Annotated in this window: 17 protein-coding genes and 2 tRNA genes; 3 read left to right on the top strand and 16 right to left on the bottom strand. The window is 57.9% G+C overall.

The features are described from left to right. Window positions 1-34 precede the first annotated feature (34 nt). The 4 genes from rnr to HMPREF3140_RS18160 all read right to left on the bottom strand — a co-directional run bounded on the left by rnr (window position 35) and on the right by HMPREF3140_RS18160 (window position 4,678). A complete protein-coding gene (gene rnr, locus HMPREF3140_RS18175) occupies window positions 35-2,467 on the bottom strand; it encodes a ribonuclease R (RefSeq protein ID WP_002885668.1) in 2,433 nt (810 codons plus the stop codon). A gap of 36 nt (window positions 2,468-2,503) precedes the next feature. After that, on the bottom strand, window positions 2,504-2,929 hold the full coding sequence (gene nsrR / locus HMPREF3140_RS18170; protein WP_002885667.1) for a nitric oxide-sensing transcriptional repressor NsrR: 426 nt from the start codon (window positions 2,927-2,929) through the stop codon (window positions 2,504-2,506). A gap of 150 nt (window positions 2,930-3,079) precedes the next feature. Further along, window positions 3,080-4,378, bottom strand: coding sequence for an adenylosuccinate synthase (locus tag HMPREF3140_RS18165; RefSeq protein ID WP_002885665.1), 1,299 nt, complete (start codon window positions 4,376-4,378; stop codon window positions 3,080-3,082). A gap of 102 nt (window positions 4,379-4,480) precedes the next feature. Then, on the bottom strand, window positions 4,481-4,678 hold the full coding sequence (locus HMPREF3140_RS18160) for a DUF2065 domain-containing protein (RefSeq protein WP_002885664.1): 198 nt from the start codon (window positions 4,676-4,678) through the stop codon (window positions 4,481-4,483). 222 nt (window positions 4,679-4,900) lie between these two features. Here HMPREF3140_RS18160 and HMPREF3140_RS18150 point away from each other — a divergent pair, with 222 nt between their 5' ends. Beyond that, window positions 4,901-5,191, top strand: coding sequence for a hypothetical protein (locus HMPREF3140_RS18150; RefSeq protein WP_021312666.1), 291 nt, complete (start codon window positions 4,901-4,903; stop codon window positions 5,189-5,191). An 82-nt stretch (window positions 5,192-5,273) separates the two neighbouring features. Here HMPREF3140_RS18150 and hflC read toward each other — a convergent pair whose 3' ends face one another. From hflC to nnr, 9 genes are all read right to left on the bottom strand, one after another. Next, window positions 5,274-6,278, bottom strand: a complete 1,005-nt coding sequence (gene hflC / locus HMPREF3140_RS18145; protein WP_002885662.1) for a protease modulator HflC — start codon at window positions 6,276-6,278, stop codon at window positions 5,274-5,276. Between the two features lie 2 nt (window positions 6,279-6,280). Beyond that, a complete protein-coding gene (hflK, locus tag HMPREF3140_RS18140; RefSeq protein ID WP_004146726.1) occupies window positions 6,281-7,543 on the bottom strand; it encodes an FtsH protease activity modulator HflK in 1,263 nt (420 codons plus the stop codon). Between the two features lie 65 nt (window positions 7,544-7,608). After that, entirely contained in the window at window positions 7,609-8,889 is a 1,281-nt protein-coding gene (gene hflX, locus HMPREF3140_RS18135; protein WP_004146725.1) for a ribosome rescue GTPase HflX, read from the bottom strand. A 75-nt stretch (window positions 8,890-8,964) separates the two neighbouring features. Continuing rightward, window positions 8,965-9,273: an RNA chaperone Hfq gene (gene hfq / locus HMPREF3140_RS18130; RefSeq protein ID WP_002885659.1), complete on the bottom strand. Its 309-nt coding sequence runs from the start codon at window positions 9,271-9,273 to the stop codon at window positions 8,965-8,967. 92 nt (window positions 9,274-9,365) lie between these two features. Next, the gene (gene miaA, locus HMPREF3140_RS18125) at window positions 9,366-10,316 is read right to left on the bottom strand and encodes a tRNA (adenosine(37)-N6)-dimethylallyltransferase MiaA (RefSeq protein ID WP_002885652.1); all 951 of its coding nucleotides are present in this window, start codon (window positions 10,314-10,316) and stop codon (window positions 9,366-9,368) included. Continuing rightward, window positions 10,309-12,168: a DNA mismatch repair endonuclease MutL gene (mutL, locus tag HMPREF3140_RS18120; protein WP_032412810.1), complete on the bottom strand. Its 1,860-nt coding sequence runs from the start codon at window positions 12,166-12,168 to the stop codon at window positions 10,309-10,311. The genes miaA and mutL overlap by 8 nt, the downstream gene beginning before the upstream one ends. A gap of 10 nt (window positions 12,169-12,178) precedes the next feature. After that, complete coding sequence (gene amiB / locus HMPREF3140_RS18115; RefSeq protein ID WP_004152021.1) at window positions 12,179-13,534, bottom strand: N-acetylmuramoyl-L-alanine amidase AmiB; 1,356 nt, start codon at window positions 13,532-13,534, stop codon at window positions 12,179-12,181. Window positions 13,535-13,550: 16 nt separating this feature from the next. Then, complete coding sequence (tsaE, locus tag HMPREF3140_RS18110) at window positions 13,551-14,012, bottom strand: tRNA (adenosine(37)-N6)-threonylcarbamoyltransferase complex ATPase subunit type 1 TsaE (protein ID WP_002885589.1); 462 nt, start codon at window positions 14,010-14,012, stop codon at window positions 13,551-13,553. Beyond that, the gene (gene nnr / locus HMPREF3140_RS18105) at window positions 14,005-15,516 is read right to left on the bottom strand and encodes a bifunctional ADP-dependent NAD(P)H-hydrate dehydratase/NAD(P)H-hydrate epimerase (RefSeq protein ID WP_074182347.1); all 1,512 of its coding nucleotides are present in this window, start codon (window positions 15,514-15,516) and stop codon (window positions 14,005-14,007) included. Before nnr ends, tsaE begins: the two co-directional genes overlap by 8 nt. Window positions 15,517-15,529: 13 nt before the next feature. Here nnr and queG point away from each other — a divergent pair, with 13 nt between their 5' ends. Then, entirely contained in the window at window positions 15,530-16,669 is a 1,140-nt protein-coding gene (gene queG / locus HMPREF3140_RS18100) for a tRNA epoxyqueuosine(34) reductase QueG (RefSeq protein WP_032412806.1), read from the top strand. 270 nt (window positions 16,670-16,939) lie between these two features. Here the strand turns inward: queG and HMPREF3140_RS18095 are convergent. Together HMPREF3140_RS18095 and HMPREF3140_RS18090 are read right to left on the bottom strand one after the other, a co-directional pair. Continuing rightward, window positions 16,940-17,015: transfer RNA gene (locus tag HMPREF3140_RS18095), tRNA-Gly, on the bottom strand. 68 nt (window positions 17,016-17,083) lie between these two features. Beyond that, a tRNA-Gly gene (locus tag HMPREF3140_RS18090) sits at window positions 17,084-17,159 on the bottom strand. Between the two features lie 294 nt (window positions 17,160-17,453). Here HMPREF3140_RS18090 and HMPREF3140_RS18080 point away from each other — a divergent pair. Further along, window positions 17,454-18,185: a transporter substrate-binding domain-containing protein gene (locus HMPREF3140_RS18080; RefSeq protein ID WP_004177719.1), complete on the top strand. Its 732-nt coding sequence runs from the start codon at window positions 17,454-17,456 to the stop codon at window positions 18,183-18,185. Between the two features lie 43 nt (window positions 18,186-18,228). On the opposite strand, the gene orn is transcribed toward HMPREF3140_RS18080, so the two are convergent. Beyond that, complete coding sequence (gene orn, locus HMPREF3140_RS18075; RefSeq protein ID WP_002885538.1) at window positions 18,229-18,774, bottom strand: oligoribonuclease; 546 nt, start codon at window positions 18,772-18,774, stop codon at window positions 18,229-18,231. Window positions 18,775-18,822: the final 48 nt, after the last annotated feature.

The following is an 18,822-nucleotide window of genomic DNA, read 5'->3' as shown; positions in this document are numbered from 1 at the left end:
TGCGTCAGCAGACTTCAGGGTGAAGGGAGGTCAATCACTCGGCGATCTTCTTCTTTGCCGCGCGCTTGGCTTTCGTCGCGGCGGCGATTTTCTGTGTTTTCGCCGACGGTTTTTTCGCTTTTTTCTCTTTCTTCGGTCGGGCGGTCTCTTTCTCTTTACGGAAAGCGCTGTCCGGCTCGAAGTTTACCTGCTTACCCACCTGGCGGCGACGGCCGCCCGGCTTGCCAGAGGTACTCTTTTTCGCTTTCTCACGGGCGGTCTTGCCGACATTACGCGGCGCACGCTCGCTGGAGATCAGGGTAAAGTCGATTTTCCGCTCGTCCATGTTGACCGCTTCCACACGGACTTCCACGCGGTCGCCCAGGCGATAGGTCTGGCCGCCGGACTCACCAATGAGACGCTGCCCCACCTGATCGAAACGATAATAGTCGTTATCCAGGCTGGAAACATGCACCAGACCGTCGATAAACAGATCGTTCAGGCGGACGAAGAAGCCAAAGCCGGTCACGCTGGCGATCACGCCGGAGAAGATGTTGCCCACCTGATCCTGCATGAAGTCACACTTCAGCCAGTCAGACACTTCGCGCGTCGCTTCGTCGGCGCGGCGCTCGGTCATCGAACAGTGCTGACCCAGCTGGAGCATCTCTTCCATGCTGTAGTGCCAGCCGCCGGTCTCGGTGCTGTTGCCTTTATGTCCCTGCTCTTTGGCCAGCAGATACTTGATAGCGCGGTGCAGCGACAGGTCCGGGTAACGACGAATCGGCGAGGTGAAGTGGGCGTATGACTGCAGCGCCAGGCCAAAGTGACCGCGGTTTTCCGGATCGTAGACCGCCTGCTTCATGGAGCGCAGGAGCATCGTCTGCAGCATTTCCGCATCCGGGCGATCGGCGATGGAGGTTAGCAGCTCTGCGTAATCACGCGGCTCCGGCTTGTTGCCGCCAGGCAGCTCCAGTCCCAGCTCAGCCAGCACGGTACGGAAGGAGGTAATCGCTTCGGTGGTTGGCTTATCATGGATACGGAACAGCGCCGGCTCCTGCGCCTTCTCAACGAAGCGCGCGGCGGAGATGTTCGCCAGGATCATGCACTCTTCAATCAGCTTATGCGCATCGTTACGCTGAGTCTGTTCGATACGCTCAATACGGCGTTCGGCATTGAAGATGAATTTAGCTTCTTCACTTTCAAATGAGATACCACCGCGCTCTTCGCGGGCGCTCTCCAGCACTTTGTAGAGGTTATGCAGCTCTTCAATGTGCTTCACCAGCGGCGCGTAGTGTTCGCGCAGTTCCTGGTCACCCTGCAGCATATGCCACACTTTGGTGTAGGTCAGGCGAGCATGTGAACTCATCACCGCTTCATAGAATTTATAACCGGTCAGACGGCCTTTTGACGAAATCGTCATCTCGCACACCATACACAGGCGATCGACCTGCGGGTTCAGCGAGCATAGACCGTTAGACAGCACTTCCGGCAGCATCGGCACTACCTGCGACGGGAAGTAGACCGAGGTGCCACGACTGCGCGCTTCCGCATCCAGCGGCGTCCCCGGGCGCACGTAGTAGCTGACGTCGGCAATGGCTACCCACAGGCGCCAGCCGCCGCCGCGTTTCTTCTCGCAGTACACCGCGTCATCGAAGTCGCGGGCATCTTCGCCGTCAATGGTAACCAGCGGCAGCGAGCGTAAATCGACGCGTCCGGCCTTCGCCTCTTCCGGCACCTGTTCTTTGAGACCGGAAACCTGTTTTTCCACCGCCGGCGGCCAGACATAAGGAATTTCATGGGTACGCAGCGCCATATCGACGGCCATGCCGGTGCCCATGTTGTCGCCCAGCACTTCGACGATTTTACCCACCGCTTTGGTGCGGCGGGTTGGTCGCTGGGTCAGCTCGACCACGACCACGTAGCCCATCCGCGCGCCCATTATCTCTTCCGGCGGGATCAGGATATCGAAGCTCAGGCGGCTGTCGTCCGGGACGACAAAGCCGACGCCAGCGTCGGTGAAGTAACGGCCAACTATCTGGCTGGTTTTCGGCACGAGGACGCGGACGATGCGCGCTTCGCGGCGGCCCTTACGGTCCGCGCCCAGCGGCTGAGCCAGCACCTGGTCGCCGTGAATACAGGTTTTCATCTGCTCTGACGACAGGTACAGATCGTCTTTGCGCCCTTCAACGCGCAGGAAACCATAGCCATCGCGGTGGCCAATAACGGTTCCTTTGAGGAGATCGAGGCGTTCCGGCAGGGCATAGCACTGGCGGCGGGTGAAGACCAGCTGACCGTCGCGCTCCATCGCGCGCAGGCGGCGGCGCAGCGCTTCGGTTTGCTCTTCGCCCTCGATATTTAACTCGATGGCCAGCTCATCGCGGCTGGCAGGCTTTTCCCGTTTAGTTAAATGTTCGAGGATAAATTCCCGGCTCGGGATAGGGTTCGCGTACTTCTCAGCTTCGCGTTCCTGGAATGGATCTTGTGACATATCGGTTCCTCCGTTGTCATCTCCGGCAGAGTGGCGTCACTCCACCAGCAATAATTTATAAAGCGGTTGATTCTTCTCAACCAAATCAGCCAGCGTATAGTTATCCAGTTCCTTGAGAAAACTCTGCGCGGCTTCAGCTAGTGCCTGTTTCAGACGACAGGCTGGTGTAATGTGGCAAAACTCGCTGCTGCAGTTGACCAGCGATAAGGGTTCAAGGTCACGCACCACGTCACCGACGCGGATCTGTCCTGCTGGTTTGCCGAGGCGAATGCCCCCGTTCTTCCCCCGCACGGCAGTCACGTAGCCCATGCGACTTAACTGATTGATTATTTTAACCATATGATTACGGGAGACGCCATAGACCTCGGTCACTTCCGAGATACTGGTCATTCGTCCTTCCGGCAGCGACGCCATATAAATCAGCGCGCGTAGTCCGTAATCGGTGAAACTCGTTAACTGCACATAAACCTCAGGGAAAAGAAAACAGGGTATGTCGAGCGACATCATTATTATTGATGATAAACCAGCCAGCGCTCAGGCCGCTAATTTATTTGAAATGGGGCGGGCGAACAGCAAAAACAAGGGCGCCCGAACGGCGCCCCTTGAGAGTGATTACGCGTCGAACGGATCGCGCAGAATCATAGTCTCGGTACGGTCTGGACCGGTAGAGATGATATCCACCGGCACGCCGGTCAGCTCTTCAATACGCTGGATGTAGTTCAGGGCTGCCTGCGGCAGGCCGCTGCGCTCTTTCACGCCGAAGGTGGTTTCGGACCAGCCCGGCATGGTTTCGTAGATAGGCTCGATACCTTCCCAGTTATCGGCAGCCAGCGGAGTGGTGGTCACTTCGCGGCCATCCGGCATACGGTAGCCAACGCAGATTTTCACTTCTTTCAGGCCGTCGAGGACGTCCAGTTTAGTCAGGCAGAAGCCGGACAGGGAGTTAATCTGCACCGCGCGACGGACTGCGACCGCATCCAGCCAGCCGGTACGACGACGACGGCCGGTGGTGGCGCCGAATTCGTTACCCTGCTTGCAGAGGAACTCGCCAGTTTCATCAAACAGCTCGGTCGGGAACGGACCTGCACCGACGCGAGTCGAGTACGCTTTAATGATGCCCAGTACGTAATCCACATAACGCGGGCCCAGGCCGGAGCCGGTCGCCACGCCACCTGCGGTGGTGTTAGAGGACGTAACGTACGGGTAGGTACCGTGGTCGATATCCAGCAGCGTACCCTGCGCGCCTTCGAACATCACGAAGTCGCCGCGCTGACGCGCCTGATCCAGCAGGTCGGATACGTCCACCACCATGCTGGTCAGGATGTCGGCAATCGCCATCACATCGTCCAGCACTTTCTGGTAGTCAACCGCTTCTGCTTTGTAGAAGTTCACCAACTGGAAGTTGTGATATTCCATCACTTCTTTCAGTTTATCGGCGAAGGTTGCTTTATCGAACAGATCGCCAACGCGCAGACCGCGACGAGCGACTTTATCTTCGTAAGCCGGGCCAATGCCGCGACCGGTAGTGCCGATCGCTTTCGCGCCACGCGCTTTTTCACGCGCCACGTCAAGCGCCACGTGATAGTCAAGGATAAGCGGGCAGGCTTCAGAGAGCAGCAGACGCTCGCGAACCGGGATACCACGGTCTTCCAGGCCCTTCATCTCTTTCATCAGCGCGGCCGGAGACAGCACGACGCCGTTACCGATGATGCTGGTGACGTTTTCACGCAGAATGCCTGATGGAATAAGATGGAGAACGGTTTTTTCACCGTTGATTACGAGAGTATGGCCGGCGTTGTGACCACCCTGGTAGCGCACAACATATTTAGCCCGTTCAGTCAGGAGATCGACGATCTTCCCTTTACCTTCGTCACCCCATTGGGTGCCCAGTACGACGACGTTGTTACCCATTTTTCAAAATCACCGTTTGCTTAAAAATGGATTCTACCATCGCTTTTTCAGAGTTACAGCACTTTTTGCATCCAAAATAAGGCAAATCCGACCACTTTTTGATCAGCCAATCGATTTCCTCAACATGTAGTAGATCACAATCCCGGCAACCACAAGTCCGCCGCCAAAACGACGCAATAAATTATCCGGTAGCTGGCTCAGGCTGGCGACCATCTTGCGCCAGGCGCGCGGATAAAGCAGCGGGCCAAGCCCTTCAAGTACTAAAACCAGCGCCAGCGCCAGCCAAATGGTGGAGTTCATCGTCAACCCTAATTGAAAAGTATCATTGCCGCCCTCGCGGGCGTCTCGGCCAGCATGGTGAATTCATTCCCTCATTTCACATTGTCCCGTATTTCAGCTTCATTATGAACCGGAAAGGTGAAACAAAATTCACAACTAATTGTATTGCTGGATATTTTTTAAATTGTAACTATGCCATCGCGTACTACAACCCGGTACGTCTACTTAATCAGGAAGATTATGATGAGAGAATTAACCGCATTTGAAATCGAAAATGTGAGCGGCGCAGGCTGGTTACAGGATGGTCTGGCGGCCTTAGGCAGCAAGGTCGGCGCAGCCGCATGGACGATGGGCACAGATGCCCTGAGCATTAACCTGCCACTGCTTGGCACCCTCAATCTGGCCGACCTGGCGCCGGACCTGGGCAAAACCCTGGGCGAAAGCGTTGGGTCGACTATCGGCGGCACCATCGAAAGTACGCTGGCAAGCCTGCCGGTGATCGGCGGCCTGCTGAACAAGCTACTCGGCAACTAATTCCCGCCCTCGCAGCATGAAAAAAGGCGCCTGTTTCAGGCGCCTTTTCGCATTATTACTTCAGGTTTACACCTTCTCCGGCTTATTTACGCGCCGAATCCGGTGAACGCATATAGCGGAAGAAATCGCTGTCCGGACTGAGGACCATCACATCCTGATTGCTCTGGAAGCTCTTCTCATAGGCACGCAGGCTACGGATAAAGGAGTAGAAGCCTGGATCCTGGCTGAACGCGTCGGCAAACAGTTTCGCTGATTCCGCATCACCTTCACCACGCAGGATACGGCCCTGGCGCTCGGCTTCCGCCAGCGTCTTGGTGACTTCATAGTCCGCTGTCGCGCGCAGTTTTTCCGCCTCTTCCTGACCCTGTGAACGATGGCGACGAGCAACCGCTTCACGCTCCGCGCGCATACGGTTATAAATCGCTTCCGACACTTCTGCCGGCAGGTTGATCTGTTTGATACGTACGTCGACAACTTCGATACCCAGCGCCGCCATACTGTTCGGGTTGATCACCTGCACTTTACCGTTGGTTTCGGCTTCCACACGCTCTGCCGCTTTAGCAATCGCGTCGTCAGCCGCCGGGGTGCTAACCTCATCTTCCGTACCGGCCGAACCCGAGTTCAGCGCATCGCGCACTTCCAGGGTCAGGCGACCACGGGAGTCGGTGACGATATCTTTCACATCCAGACGACCAATTTCAGAACGCAGACGGTCAGAGAATTTACGCTTCAGCAGTACCTCGGCCTGGGAGACGTCGCCGCCGCCGGTTGCCAGGTAGTAACGGCTGAAGTCGCTGATGCGCCACTTGATATAGGAGTCGACGATCAGGTCTTTCTTCTCTTTAGTAACGAAACGGTCAGCCTGGTTGTCCATGGTCTGAATACGCGCATCCAGCATCTTCACCGATTCGATAAACGGGATCTTGAAGTGCAGGCCTGGCGCATACACCAGCGGCTTGTTTTCGTCGTCGCGCAGAACTTTACCGAAACGCAGCGTGATACCGCGCTCGCCTTCCTTTACGACAAAGACAGACATGTAGAGCACTACCAGCACGATGACAATGATCGCGATAACAGATTTACGCATCGTTATTCCCCCTGACGCTGGTAGTCGTTACGCTGCGCGTTAGCGCGGCGTTGGTCCATAATGCTACCCCCGGTTGAGCTCGAGGTTGATGAGGTGCTGGCGCTGCTTGAGCTGGATGCTGGCGGCAGGCGCAGCAGATCGCTGGCGTCACTACTATCGCTCTTTGCTGCCGGCGCAGCGGCGCCTTTCAGCATCTGATCCAGCGGCAGAACCATCAGATTGCCGTTTTTGCTGTCATTGACCAGCACTTTACGGGTGTGGCTCAGCACTTTTTCCATGGTTTCGATATACAGACGCTCGCGGGTAATTTCCGGCGCGGCTTTGTATTCCGGCAGGATCTTCGCAAAGCGAGCCACTTCACCCTGGGCTTCCAGAACGGTCTGGGTCTTATAGGCGCGTGCCTCTTCGAGGATACGCTGCGCCTGACCATTCGCCCGCGGCTGGACTTCGTTGGTATACGCTTCCGCTTCACGAATGTACTGCTGCTCGTTCTCACGCGCGGCAATGGCATCGTCAAACGCGGCCTTCACCTCTTCCGGCGGACGCGCCGTCTGGAAGTTGACGTCCAGCAGAGTGATACCCATGTTGTACGGGCGAATCGTCTCTTCCAGCTCACGCTGGGTATCGCTACGGATCACGGTACGACCTTCGGTCAGAATGCGATCCATGGTGTATTTGCCGATCACGCCGCGCAGCGCGCTGTCGGTGGCCTGACGCAGACTGTCGTCCGCGCTGGTCACGCTAAACAGATAGCGCTCCGGATCGGTGACGCGGTACTGCACGTTCATCTCAACGCGCACCACGTTTTCGTCAGAGGTCAGCATGACGCCGGAAGCCGCAAGTTCGCGCACCGACTCCACGTTCACCGCCTGAACGTTATCGATAAAGGTCGGTTTCCAGTTCAGGCCAGGCTCAACCAGATGGCTGAACTTACCAAAACGGGTGACCACGCCGCGCTCGGCCTCTTTAATGGTATAGAAACCGCTGGCCGCCCAGATAATCACTGCCGCCGCGGCAACGATGCCGACAATACGCCCGCCCATCGGTCCGCGAGGCCCCTGCGCGCTATTGCCGCCGCCCAGTCCGCCCTTGCCGCCGCCGAGCCCGCCAAGTTTTTTACTTAACTTGCGGAAGATATCATCCAGATCCGGCGGCCCCTGCTCGCGACCGCCTTTATTGCCATTTCCCTCAGAGTTGCCGCCAGGTTTGCTGCTCCCCCACGGGTCGCGGTCCTGTCCGTTATTACCGGGCTGATTCCACGCCATGTATATGCTCCATATTTGTTTTTGATATCCCCACAGGGGTCAATATCTTCAGGCAAGCTGCAAGGTTAAACCACATAGTCAACAAGCGTTGGCTCTTGCTTACAGAGGCGCCGCCAGTCAACGATCGGCATGCGCACCTGCAGACTCACGCTGCCGTCATCCTCCATCCACTCTTTTTCTATCGCCTGAAGCTGATAGAAACGGCTTCTCAGTCGCCCTTCTTTCGGCGGTAAGCGAAGCGTATGCTGGGCCACTTCACCGGAAAGACGCTCCGTTAATGCCTGAAAAAGCAGTGGTACGCCAACCCCGGTCTGGGCTGAAAGCCAGACCCGAATCGGTTTATTTTCATCGTCGCGATCGATGCGCGGTTCAAAATCGTCAAGCATGTCGATTTTGTTCATCACCAGCAGCGCCGGGATCTCATCGGCCTCAATTTCAGCGAGAACCGTATTTACCGCATCAATGTTTTCCTGCACGCGGACATCCGCCGCATCAATCACATGCAGCAGCAGCGTCGCCTGACGCGTCTCCTGCAACGTCGCTTTAAACGCGGCTACCAGATCGTGCGGCAGGTGGCGAATAAAGCCGACGGTATCGGCCAGCACCGTTTCGCCGACGTCAGGGACGTCAATGCGGCGCAGCGTCGGGTCCAGGGTGGCGAACAGCTGGTTCGCGGCATAGACCTCGGCGGCAGTGATCTGGTTAAAGAGCGTTGATTTTCCGGCGTTGGTATAGCCCACCAGCGACACGGTAGGAATATCGGCTTTCGCACGCGACCGCCGCCCCTGCTCGCGCTGTTTCTCGACTTTTTCCAGCCGCGACAGGATCTGCATGATACGGTTACGCAATAAACGGCGGTCGGTTTCGAGCTGGGTTTCACCCGGGCCACGCAAACCAATCCCGCCCTTCTGTCTTTCAAGGTGGGTCCAACCGCGGACAAGGCGAGTCGCCATATGGCGCAGCTGCGCCAGCTCGACCTGCAATTTCCCTTCATGGGTGCGCGCGCGCTGGGCGAAAATATCTAAAATAAGACCGGTGCGATCGATAACCCGGCATTCGCACAGGCGTTCCAGGTTACGTTCTTGCGCCGGACTCAGGGCATGATCGAAGAGCACGACCGAAGCGCCGGTCGCTTTAACGGCTTCCGCAATTTCGACTGCCTTACCTTCACCAACAAAATACTTCGGGTGCGGTGCTTTACGGCTACCGGTAATCACCTGCATTGCTTCGACACCGGCGGAAGAGGCCAGAGTTTCAAACTCCTGGAGATCTTCCATATCTTTGTCTTGCGAAAAATAGATGTGTACCAGTACCGCCTGCTCACCGGCGTCATAACGGTCAAACAAGCGTAAACCCCTTATAAAATACCAGCGGGGAACGCAGAAAACCTGGCTCCCCGGCGTGGAAAAACAGCACTGGCCTTATTCGGCGTCGTCGCTGTCTTGTTGCGGCGCAGAAGAACCCTGCGCGCTACCACCGTGGTGATAGTTACTGGAACCGCCGCCAGCATTGTTGCTGTGGTGAGACACCGGGCGAGACGGGACAACAGTAGAAATTGCGTGCTTATAGACCATCTGGCTGACCGTGTTCTTCAACAGGATCACGAACTGATCGAAAGACTCAATTTGCCCTTGCAGCTTGATACCATTCACCAAATAAATAGAAACCGGAACGCGTTCCCGACGCAAAGCGTTCAGGAACGGATCTTGTAAAGATTGCCCCTTAGCCATTCTCTCTTTTCCTTATATGTATGCTTGTTTTGTACTCAGAACCTTACGATTCTCAAAAAAAATTACGCACGATACCGTTTAATTGTACACGTTCAGTTCTGGCTCGCACCAACAACCTGTAATACTTTGTTGAGCGCTTGTTCAGGTTGTTCACTGTCTAACCAGTGCACACCTTCCCAACCGCGCAGCCAGGTGACCTGACGTTTGGCTAACTGTCTCGTGGCGCAAACACCTCGATAAACCATCTCATCATACGGGATCTCGCCATTGAGATATGACCACATCTGGCGGTATCCGACACAACGGATGGAAGGCATGTCCGTATGCAAATCTCCGCGGGCAAAAAGCGCCCGTACTTCTGCTTCAAAACCTGAAGCTAACATCTGATGAAAACGCTGTTCTATGCGTTGATGGAGCAGTTCACGGCTCGCCGGGGCGATGGCGAACTGATGCACCTGATATGGCAGAGCGTCTCCTGACGTTTGCGTCAGTTCCGTTAAAGTTTTACCCGAAATGAAAAAAACTTCCAGTGCCCGGGAAAGCCTTTGCGGATCATTTGGATGAATACGCGCAGCAGCCACGGGATCGATCTCCTGTAATTGCTGATGTAACGCATTCCACCCCTGCTCTGCGGCCTGCTGCTCAATCCGCGCTCTGACCTCTGGGTCAGCCGACGGTAAGGGCGACAATCCTTCCAGCAACGCTTTGAAATACAACATCGTTCCGCCGACTAACAGCGGAATTCGCCCGGCGGCGACAATATCCGCCATCGCCGCCAGCGCATCGCGGCGAAAATCCGCCGCGGAATAGGCCTCCGCAGGATCCAAAATATCCAGCAGCCGATGCGGCGCAGCGCTAAGCTCCGCAGCATCCGGTTTGGCGGTGCCAATATCCATTCCCCGATAAATGAGGGCGGAATCAACGCTAATCAACTCTACTGGCAAAACTTTACGTAAGGCTATCGCCAGCGCGGTTTTGCCGGAGGCCGTCGGGCCCATTAAAAAAATTGCCTTGGGCAGGCTCGCCTCGGTTACATCATTCATCTTTCAGGGCATTCATCGCCGAATGGAGATCTACAGGTTGTAACAGGCCACCCGGCGGCGTTCTCACCAGCTGCGGGCAAAGACGCTCAACGTCCGCCAGCAGCGCAATCGCCTGCGCCATATTCCATGACGTCTGTTCGCTCGTCAGATTACGCGCCATCCATTGGGCGATATTGCCGACGTCGAATGCGTTTTGCTGCGCCAGGTAGCCTATCAGTTCAGGAATCAAGATTTGTAAATTTTGTTGTCTTAAGGGTAAAGGGACCGCGCGCACCGTCACGTGCAGGGCATCGGTATGCACATCGATCCCTAGCTGCGCCAGCGCCGGCTGAGCGGCGGCCAGCGCCTGCTTTTCCCCTTCCGTAACTTTTAACCGCAGCGGGATCAGCAGCGGCTGAGCACATACCGCCTCCGCTCCCGGGGTCAACTGCGCCTGGCGCAGCCAGCGCTCGGCAACGGTCAACGACAGCAGCGCCAGACCGCCCTCGCGCTCCAGCAGCGCGCAGTCGCCGCCAACAATCGTCAGCACTCTGCCAAAGCTCTGACTGTGACCGGCCAACTCTGCCGCCGCCGGAGGCTGCAACGCTGGCTTTGGCGCCGTTGGCGTGTCGAGCAGTTGACGATAAAGCGCTCCCTGCTGCTTCTGGTAACCCGGCTGCGCATGCGGCCAGCTCGCGCCGCCCGGTTTGCCGCTGGAGGCCGCAGGCTCACGCGATGGCGTGATGCTGAAGCGGGCCGCAGGTTCCCGCGCTTCCGCTGGCCGCGCAAACTGGTTGCCTCCCGCGGCGATGCGGTTCTCCGGCATCTGGCGCGGCGCCGGCGGGTCGTCTTTTTCCGCCAGCGGCGCGTCAAGCTGCTGCTGCAGTACGCTCAGTACGCCCTGGTAGATAAAGTCGTGCACCAGGCGCGACTGATGGAAACGCACCTCATGCTTGGCCGGGTGGACGTTTACATCCACCTGATGGGGATCGATCTCCAGATACAGCACAAACGCCGGTTGCTGATCGGCCCCTAGCTTGTCTTCACAGGCCTGGCGGATAGCATGGTTGATCAGCCGATCGCGCATCATCCGCCCGTTAACGTAGCAATACTGAATTTCCGCCAGCGCCGGGGTGGTATGCAGCGGATCGGCGACCCAGCCGCGCAGGGTCAGATCGCCATGCTGCCACTCGATCGCCAGCGCATGTTCGAGAAAAGCGGCGCCGCAAATTGTCCCCAGCCGGCGCTCGCGCTGGCCATCCTGAGCGACGGCCCGATACTGGCGCATCACCTTGCCGTTATGGCTGAGGTTGATAGTGACGTCGAAGCGCGCCAGCGCAATGCGGCGCACCACCTCGTCAATGTGGCCGAACTCGGTCTTTTCGGTGCGCATAAATTTGCGCCGCGCCGGGGTGTTATAGAACAGATCGAGGACTTCCAGAGTGGTACCGACCGGGTGCGCCGCCGGCTTCACCGTCACCGCCTGATCGCGGCCTTCAGCATACGCCTGCCAGGCTTCCTGCTGCTCCGCCGTGCGCGAAGTCAGCGTTAAGCGCGCCACCGAACTGATACTGGCCAGCGCTTCGCCGCGAAAGCCGAGGCTGATAATGGCCTCCAGATCGTCAAGCGAGGCGATCTTGCTGGTCGCATGACGAGCCAGGGCCAGCGCCAGCTCGTCTTTTTTGATGCCGCTGCCGTTATCGCGGATGCGAATAAGCTTCGCGCCGCCGCGTTCGATATCAATGTCAATCCGCGTGGCGCCCGCATCAAGACTGTTCTCAACCAGCTCTTTCACCACCGACGCGGGCCGCTCCACCACCTCGCCGGCGGCAATCTGGTTGGCGAGCTGCGGCGGCAGAACCTGAATCGGCATCCCCTGCTCCTTAGTTAATCAACATCCCGCCCGGCGCCGCGGCGCTGGCAGTCTGCGCCGCCTCGCCGCGAGGCGCCGACTGCAGCGGATGCTGCATAAAGTAGTTGCGTAAGCCGTTATAAATCGCCTCCGCAATCTGCTCCTGGTAATCATCGCTACCCAGCAGCCGCTCTTCGCCGTTGTTACTGATAAAGCCCGTTTCCACGAGGATCGACGGGATGTCCGGCGAGCGCAGCACTCCAAGGCTGGCATGCTCCGGGCGGCGTTTGTGCAGGTTGCCAATACGCTGCAGCTGGCTCAGCACGTTGGTCGCCACATCGTAGCCGACGCGCTGGGAATGACCAAACTGCAGATCCAGCACCGCCTGGCTCAGGTAGGGGTCGGCCTGGCTGTTTGCCAGCACATCGCCCGCACCGCCGAGCAGTTCAGACTGCTTCTCATGCTGCTCGAGCCAACCGGCCATTTCGCTGTTGGCGCGACGGTTCGAGAGCACCCACACCGAGGCGCCGGTGGCATCGCGGTTTGGCGCGGCGTCAGCATGGATAGAGACGAGGAAATTGGCGTTTTGCTTACGCGCCACGTCAGAGCGGCCCATCACCGAAATAAAGTAATCCCCGTCGCGGGTCAGCACCGGCTTAAACTGCGGATCGGCGTTCAGTAACGCCCGCAGCTTGCGCGCGATAGCGATAGTCACGTTTTTCTCTTTGGTGCCGTTCGGGCCAATCGCGCCAGGATCCTGGCCGCCGTGCCCGGCATCAATGGCGATAATGACTTTATCATCCGCCGACACCGTGCGGGCCGCCGGGCGAGTCACGGTCTGATTGTTGGTCATCGCCGGCTGAGAGGAGGTCATCACCGTCTGCCGTTCATGACCCGACGAGCTGAACGGGTTACGCCCTGACGTCGTCGTCCGGGAAGGCATCACCGGCGGCGGGTCGGCCCGTTTCACCACCACGGGCGGCGGAGGCGGCGGCGGCGGCGCGTCGGCGTTGATGGTAAAGACCACCGTGTAATTCGCCCCGTTCTGTTGCTTCACCGCCCGGGTTTTGCCATCTTCCGTCAGATCCACCAGCAGACGCAGCGTCTGCGTATCCTGCGGCGTGCCGGCGCGAATACTCTTCACCAGGTTGCTGCCGCTAAACTGCAGCGGTAGTCCCTGCAATACGCCGGTCTGCTTGATATCCAGCGCCACCAGACGTTTACCCTGTGGGGTAAAGGAGTACTCCGGCTCACCGACAAAGCTTAGGGTAATACGGGCCTGCTGGTCTCCGTTAGAGACCTGGATATCGGATAAACTCGCCGCAGTGGCGTGAAGACTCGACAGCATCAGCGCAGCGGCAAGCCAGGTGGTTATGCGATACTTCATCCCGTCATCCTTCAGGCTAAAAGGCTAAACGCGCCAGTAAAGATTCACCCCGTGAGGAGATCGCGGTAATACGCGCCTCACGCCCTTGTGCCTGGTAATCAAGGTGAATTTCAACATCCGGGTCAGGCAGGACACCTGCGCCTTGCTGCGGCCATTCCACCAGGCAGATGGCATCGTCGGCAAAATAATCACGGATCCCCATAAATTCGAGTTCCTCAGGATCCGCCAGACGGTAGAGATCGAAGTGATACACCATCAGGTTCTCGAGGGTATAGGGCTCCACTAGGGTATAAGTTGGGCTTTTGACATTGCCGCGGTGACCGAGCGCCTGCAAAAAGCCGCGGCTGAAGGTCGTTTTCCCCGCGCCTAAATCACCATACAGATAAATCACGGTGGCGCCGGTACAGGCCTGCGCGATGCGGTCGCCAAGGGCCAGCGTGGCCTGCTCATCGGGTAAAGGAATCACTCGGTTAATCATGGTCTACGTCAATCACATCCGGGTTAACAACACGCCTGAGCGTGGAAAAGAGATCGGTCGCCAGCATGCCGCGGGTGCCCTCGCGGGCGGCCAGTCGGTCGGCGGCATCGCCATGAGCGACGCACCCGGCACAGGCAGCATCATACGGCGTCAGGTGCTGTCCTAACAACGCGGCGATGATGCCGGTGAGCACATCGCCCATCCCGCCGCTGGCCATCCCGGCATTGCCGGCATCGATAATGCCCATCGCCCCGCTTTCACTGGCCACCACCGTGCCCGCGCCTTTCAGCACAACCACGCCGCCATACCGTTTTACCAGACGCTGCGCAGAAAGTAAGCGATCGCTTTCAATTTCTGCCACGCTGACGTTCAGCAGACGGGCCGCTTCGCCGGGGTGCGGCGTTAGCACGCGATTGTGACGTTTATCGGGATTGAATGCCAGCAGGTTCAGCGCGTCGGCGTCCCAGACCATCGGTTTGTTAAAACTTTCCACCGTGCGCAGGGCGCTGCGTCCCCATTCGCGCTGCCCCAGGCCAGGGCCAATCGCCACCACGTCCGCCCACTCCAGCGCGGATTTCAGAGTCTGCGGCGTCAGCTCATCTACCATTAATTCCGGCCGCACGGTGACAATGGGCGCCACGTTCTCCGGGTGAGTAAGCACTCGCACCAGTCCCGCGCCGCTGCGTAGGGCCGCTTCACCGCACATACGGATAGCGCCTGCCGTGCCGCGATCGCCGCCGACAATCACCAGCTTGCCGTGATCGCCTTTATGGGAGGTGGCCCGCCGCGGCGGCAGCCAGTCGGCGAGGTGGGCGGCGCAAAACCGCGTCAGAGGAGTGCTTTGTCCGGCGAGCCAGCGTTCGAGCCCCAGCGCATGATGGTGGAGTTGCCCGACGACATCCCGCGCCTTGCCGGTCAGCAGCCCCGGCTTGAGGGCGATAAAGGTCAGCGTATGGTCGGCCTGTACCACTGCACCTGGCGTCGCGCCCGTCTGCGCATTCAGGCCGGAAGGGATATCCAGCGCCACCACCGGCGCCGGGTGGTGGTTCGCCTGGTGGATGAGCGCCGCGACGGGATCGCGCGGCGCACTGCGCAGACCGGTGCCGAGCAGGCCATCAATAATCAGTGAGATATCGTCGGGCCATGGGATGGTCGCCGCATGGATCACGCCGCCGGCGTTAAGCCACGCCTCCCGCGCCGCCTGCGCCTCTTCCGGCAGCGGGCTGTCACTCTCCACCGCCAGCAGCGTCACCCGCCGCCCCACGGCCTGTGCCAGACGCGCAACGACATATCCGTCGCCGCCGTTGTTGCCATGTCCGCAGAGGATCAGCCAGTGCGCGCTGGCAGGATAAGCACAGCTGGCCAGCTGGAACGCCGCCTCGCCCGCGCGCTGCATGAGTTCGAACAGCGTCAGCCCCAGGCTGTCCGCCGCCTCTCGTTCGGCCAGGCGCAGCGCCTCCGCAGGCCAAATGTTGTATGGTATACTGTCAGGGTTTTTCGTCATTGTATGGTCCATCATGTCACAGCCCCTCGATCTCGTTCAGTTAGCGCAACAAATCAAACAATGGGGCACAGAGCTTGGGTTCCAGCAGGTGGGGATCGCCGATACCGACCTCAGCGCCAGTGAACCCAAACTGCAGGCATGGCTGGATAAACAATACCACGGCGAAATGGAATGGATGGCCCGTCACGGTATGATGCGCGCCCGTCCCCACGAACTGCTGCCCGGTACGTTACGCGTCATCAGCGTGCGGATGAACTATCTGCCCGCTAACGCCGCCTTTGCCCGCACCCTGAAAGATCCCGCGCTGGGTTACGTCAGCCGTTATGCCCTCGGGCGTGATTATCATAAGCTGCTACGTAATCGCCTGAAAAAGCTGGGGGAGAAGATTCAGGAACAGTGTGCTTCGCTCAATTTTAGACCTTTTGTCGATTCCGCGCCTATCCTGGAACGGCCAATCGCAGAAAAAGCGGGCCTAGGCTGGACAGGTAAGCACTCACTTATCTTAAGCCGCGACGCCGGATCGTTCTTTTTCCTCGGCGAACTGCTGATTGATCTGCCCCTGCCGGTCGACAGCCCGATCGCGGAGGAGTGTGGGCGCTGCGTCGCCTGCATGACCATCTGTCCCACCGGGGCCATCGTTGAGCCCTATACCGTCGACGCCCGGCGCTGCATCTCCTATCTCACCATTGAACTGGAAGGTGCAATCCCCGAGGAGTTCCGTCCACTAATCGGCAACCGTATTTACGGTTGTGATGATTGTCAGCTGATCTGCCCGTGGAACCGTTTCTCACAGCTCACCGATGAAGAGGATTTCAGCCCACGCAAAGCGCTGCATGCCCCGCCGCTGGTGGAGCTGTTCGCCTGGAGCGAAGCGTGGTTTCTGAAGGTGACCGAAGGGTCGGCGATTCGTCGCATTGGCCACCTGCGCTGGCTGCGCAATATCGCCGTCGCGTTGGGCAATGCGCCCTGGGATGAAGCCCATCTTCGCGCCCTGGAGAGCCGCCGGGGCGAGCACCCGCTTCTCGACGAACACATTGAGTGGGCGATTGCCCAGCAACTGAAAAAGCGGAACGCCGACGCCGTTGAAGTACAGCTGCCGAAAAAATTACGTCTGGTCAGAGTGGTAGAGAAAGGCTTGCCGCGCGACGCCTGATTCATTCACAGGCTGTGAATAAAATCTAAAACACATTGCGTTTCAAGGCGCAGACCAAGGTCAAGTGATCGGATTAACATTTTGAAATGAAATTTATTTGTTAAATTTCAATCACATACAAAGATACTATTTACAAAGCGAAGCATTTGCGCCGCCAGTGACGGAACGACAACCTGTGGATAACTCTGTTCACAGTATTTCTGCGGACCAAACGAAAATCATCCCCGGCGCTGGATTGCACTGTGGATAAATAAGAGATGGAAGAAAATTTGGAGCGGGAAACGAGACTCGAACTCGCGACCCCGACCTTGGCAAGGTCGTGCTCTACCAACTGAGCTATTCCCGCTTAATCTTCGGCTTTCGCCCCGCATCTGCGAGATGAAATCCTTTGATCAGGATGGTGCTTTCAAATTTTGGAGCGGGAAACGAGACTCGAACTCGCGACCCCGACCTTGGCAAGGTCGTGCTCTACCAACTGAGCTATTCCCGCGTTACTGCATTTTTTGCCATATTTCGATGGCGTCGTAATTTGCATTTCTGCGTCGTTACGGGAGGCGCATTATACGAGAATTCGATGCCCCTGCAACCCCCTGACGATCACTTTTTTGCGTTTTTTGTTTAAATGGACATTTTCTCGCCATCTACGCCGCTGAATTGTATAAATAAGCGTCATAATGGGCAAAATCGCTTTTTCCGCCCGGCTGAATGACGCAAAATCGCTCGCATCATACAGCGGTGGCGCGACGTATAACGAGGCCACCCCGACGCCAAACAGGGAATTAGCATGAGAAAAGTCCTCACCGTCCTGCTGCTGAGCACGCTGGCCATCGGAACCGCGTCAGCCGAGACGCTCCATTTTGGCACCACCACGGCCAATCCACCGTTTGTCACCGCCAACGGCAAAAATCAGCCCGTTGGCTTCGATATCGATCTCGCGCACGCCCTGTGCCAGCAGATGCAGGCGCAGTGCCAGTTCACGGCGCAGCGTTTCGATACCCTGATCCCGGCTTTACGCTTTAAGAAATTTGACGCGGTGATTGCCGGCATGGAAGTGATCCCGATGCGTGAGAAGCAGGTCGCCTTCAGCCGACCCTATCGCCAGGCGCTCTCCGGGGTAGTGATCGTCAACAAAGATGTCGCCCATACCTTTGCCGATCTGAAGGCTAAAAAAGTCGGCGTGGTGAAAGGCACGCTGCATCAGCGCTACCTGCGTGATAAACAGAAAGCCGTACAGGCTGTCCCTTACGACGATGTCGCCAGCGCCCTGGCCGCGCTAAAAGCCGGGCAAATAACCGGCGTCATGGGCGACTTCGCCACCCTCGACGCCTGGCAGCAGGAGAACCCTGACTACGCCATCATGGATGAACGGGCCACCGACCCGGCTTATTACGGTAAGCAGTATGCGATTGCGGTGCGCAAAGACGATCCGGAGCTGCTGAACGCCATCAACGATGCCCTGGCCGCGGTCATGGCGACACCTGACTTCCAGCAGATGCAGCAGAAGTGGTTTAAATAACGCAGAAAAGTGTACCGGGCCGCGCACAGGGCCCGGTCGCGGTTTACAGTTTAATGAAGTGTTCGCGGTAGTAAGCCAGCTCGGCGACCGACTCGCGGATATCGTCCATCGCCTGATGAGTGCCCTGCTTTTTAAAGCCGTCGAGAATTTCCGGCTTCCAGCGGCGCGCCAGCTCTTTCAGCGTGCTAACGTCCAGATAGCGATAGTGGAAATAGGCTTCCAGTTGCGGCATGTACTTAAACAGGAAGCGACGATCCTGGCCGATACTGTTGCCGCAGATCGGCGACTTGCCCGCCGGCACCCACTGCTTAAGAAACTCAATGGTCGCCAGTTCGGCATCGTGCTCGCTGACGGTGCTGGCCTTTACGCGATCCACCAGACCGCTGCCGGTATGCGTCCGCACATTCCACTCGTCCATTAATGCCAGCTGAGCGTCCGACTGATGCACCGCGATGGTCGGGCCCTCAGCCAGAATGTTCAGGTTGGCATCGGTCACCAGGGTGGCGATTTCGATAATGCGATCGCGCTCCGGATCCAGCCCTGTCATCTCAAGATCGATCCAAATGAGGTTGTTTTCATTTGCACTCATGCTATTTTCCACCCTTCTCGCGTGACTATATTCATCTAAAATAGCGTG

The sequence above is a fragment of the Klebsiella sp. HMSC16A12 genome, from assembly GCF_001808265.1.
In the GTDB taxonomy this organism is placed as follows: Bacteria; Pseudomonadota; Gammaproteobacteria; order Enterobacterales; family Enterobacteriaceae; genus Klebsiella; species Klebsiella pneumoniae.
Note: the sequence above shows the minus strand (reverse complement) of the source record. Positions and strands in the feature narration are given on the sequence as shown.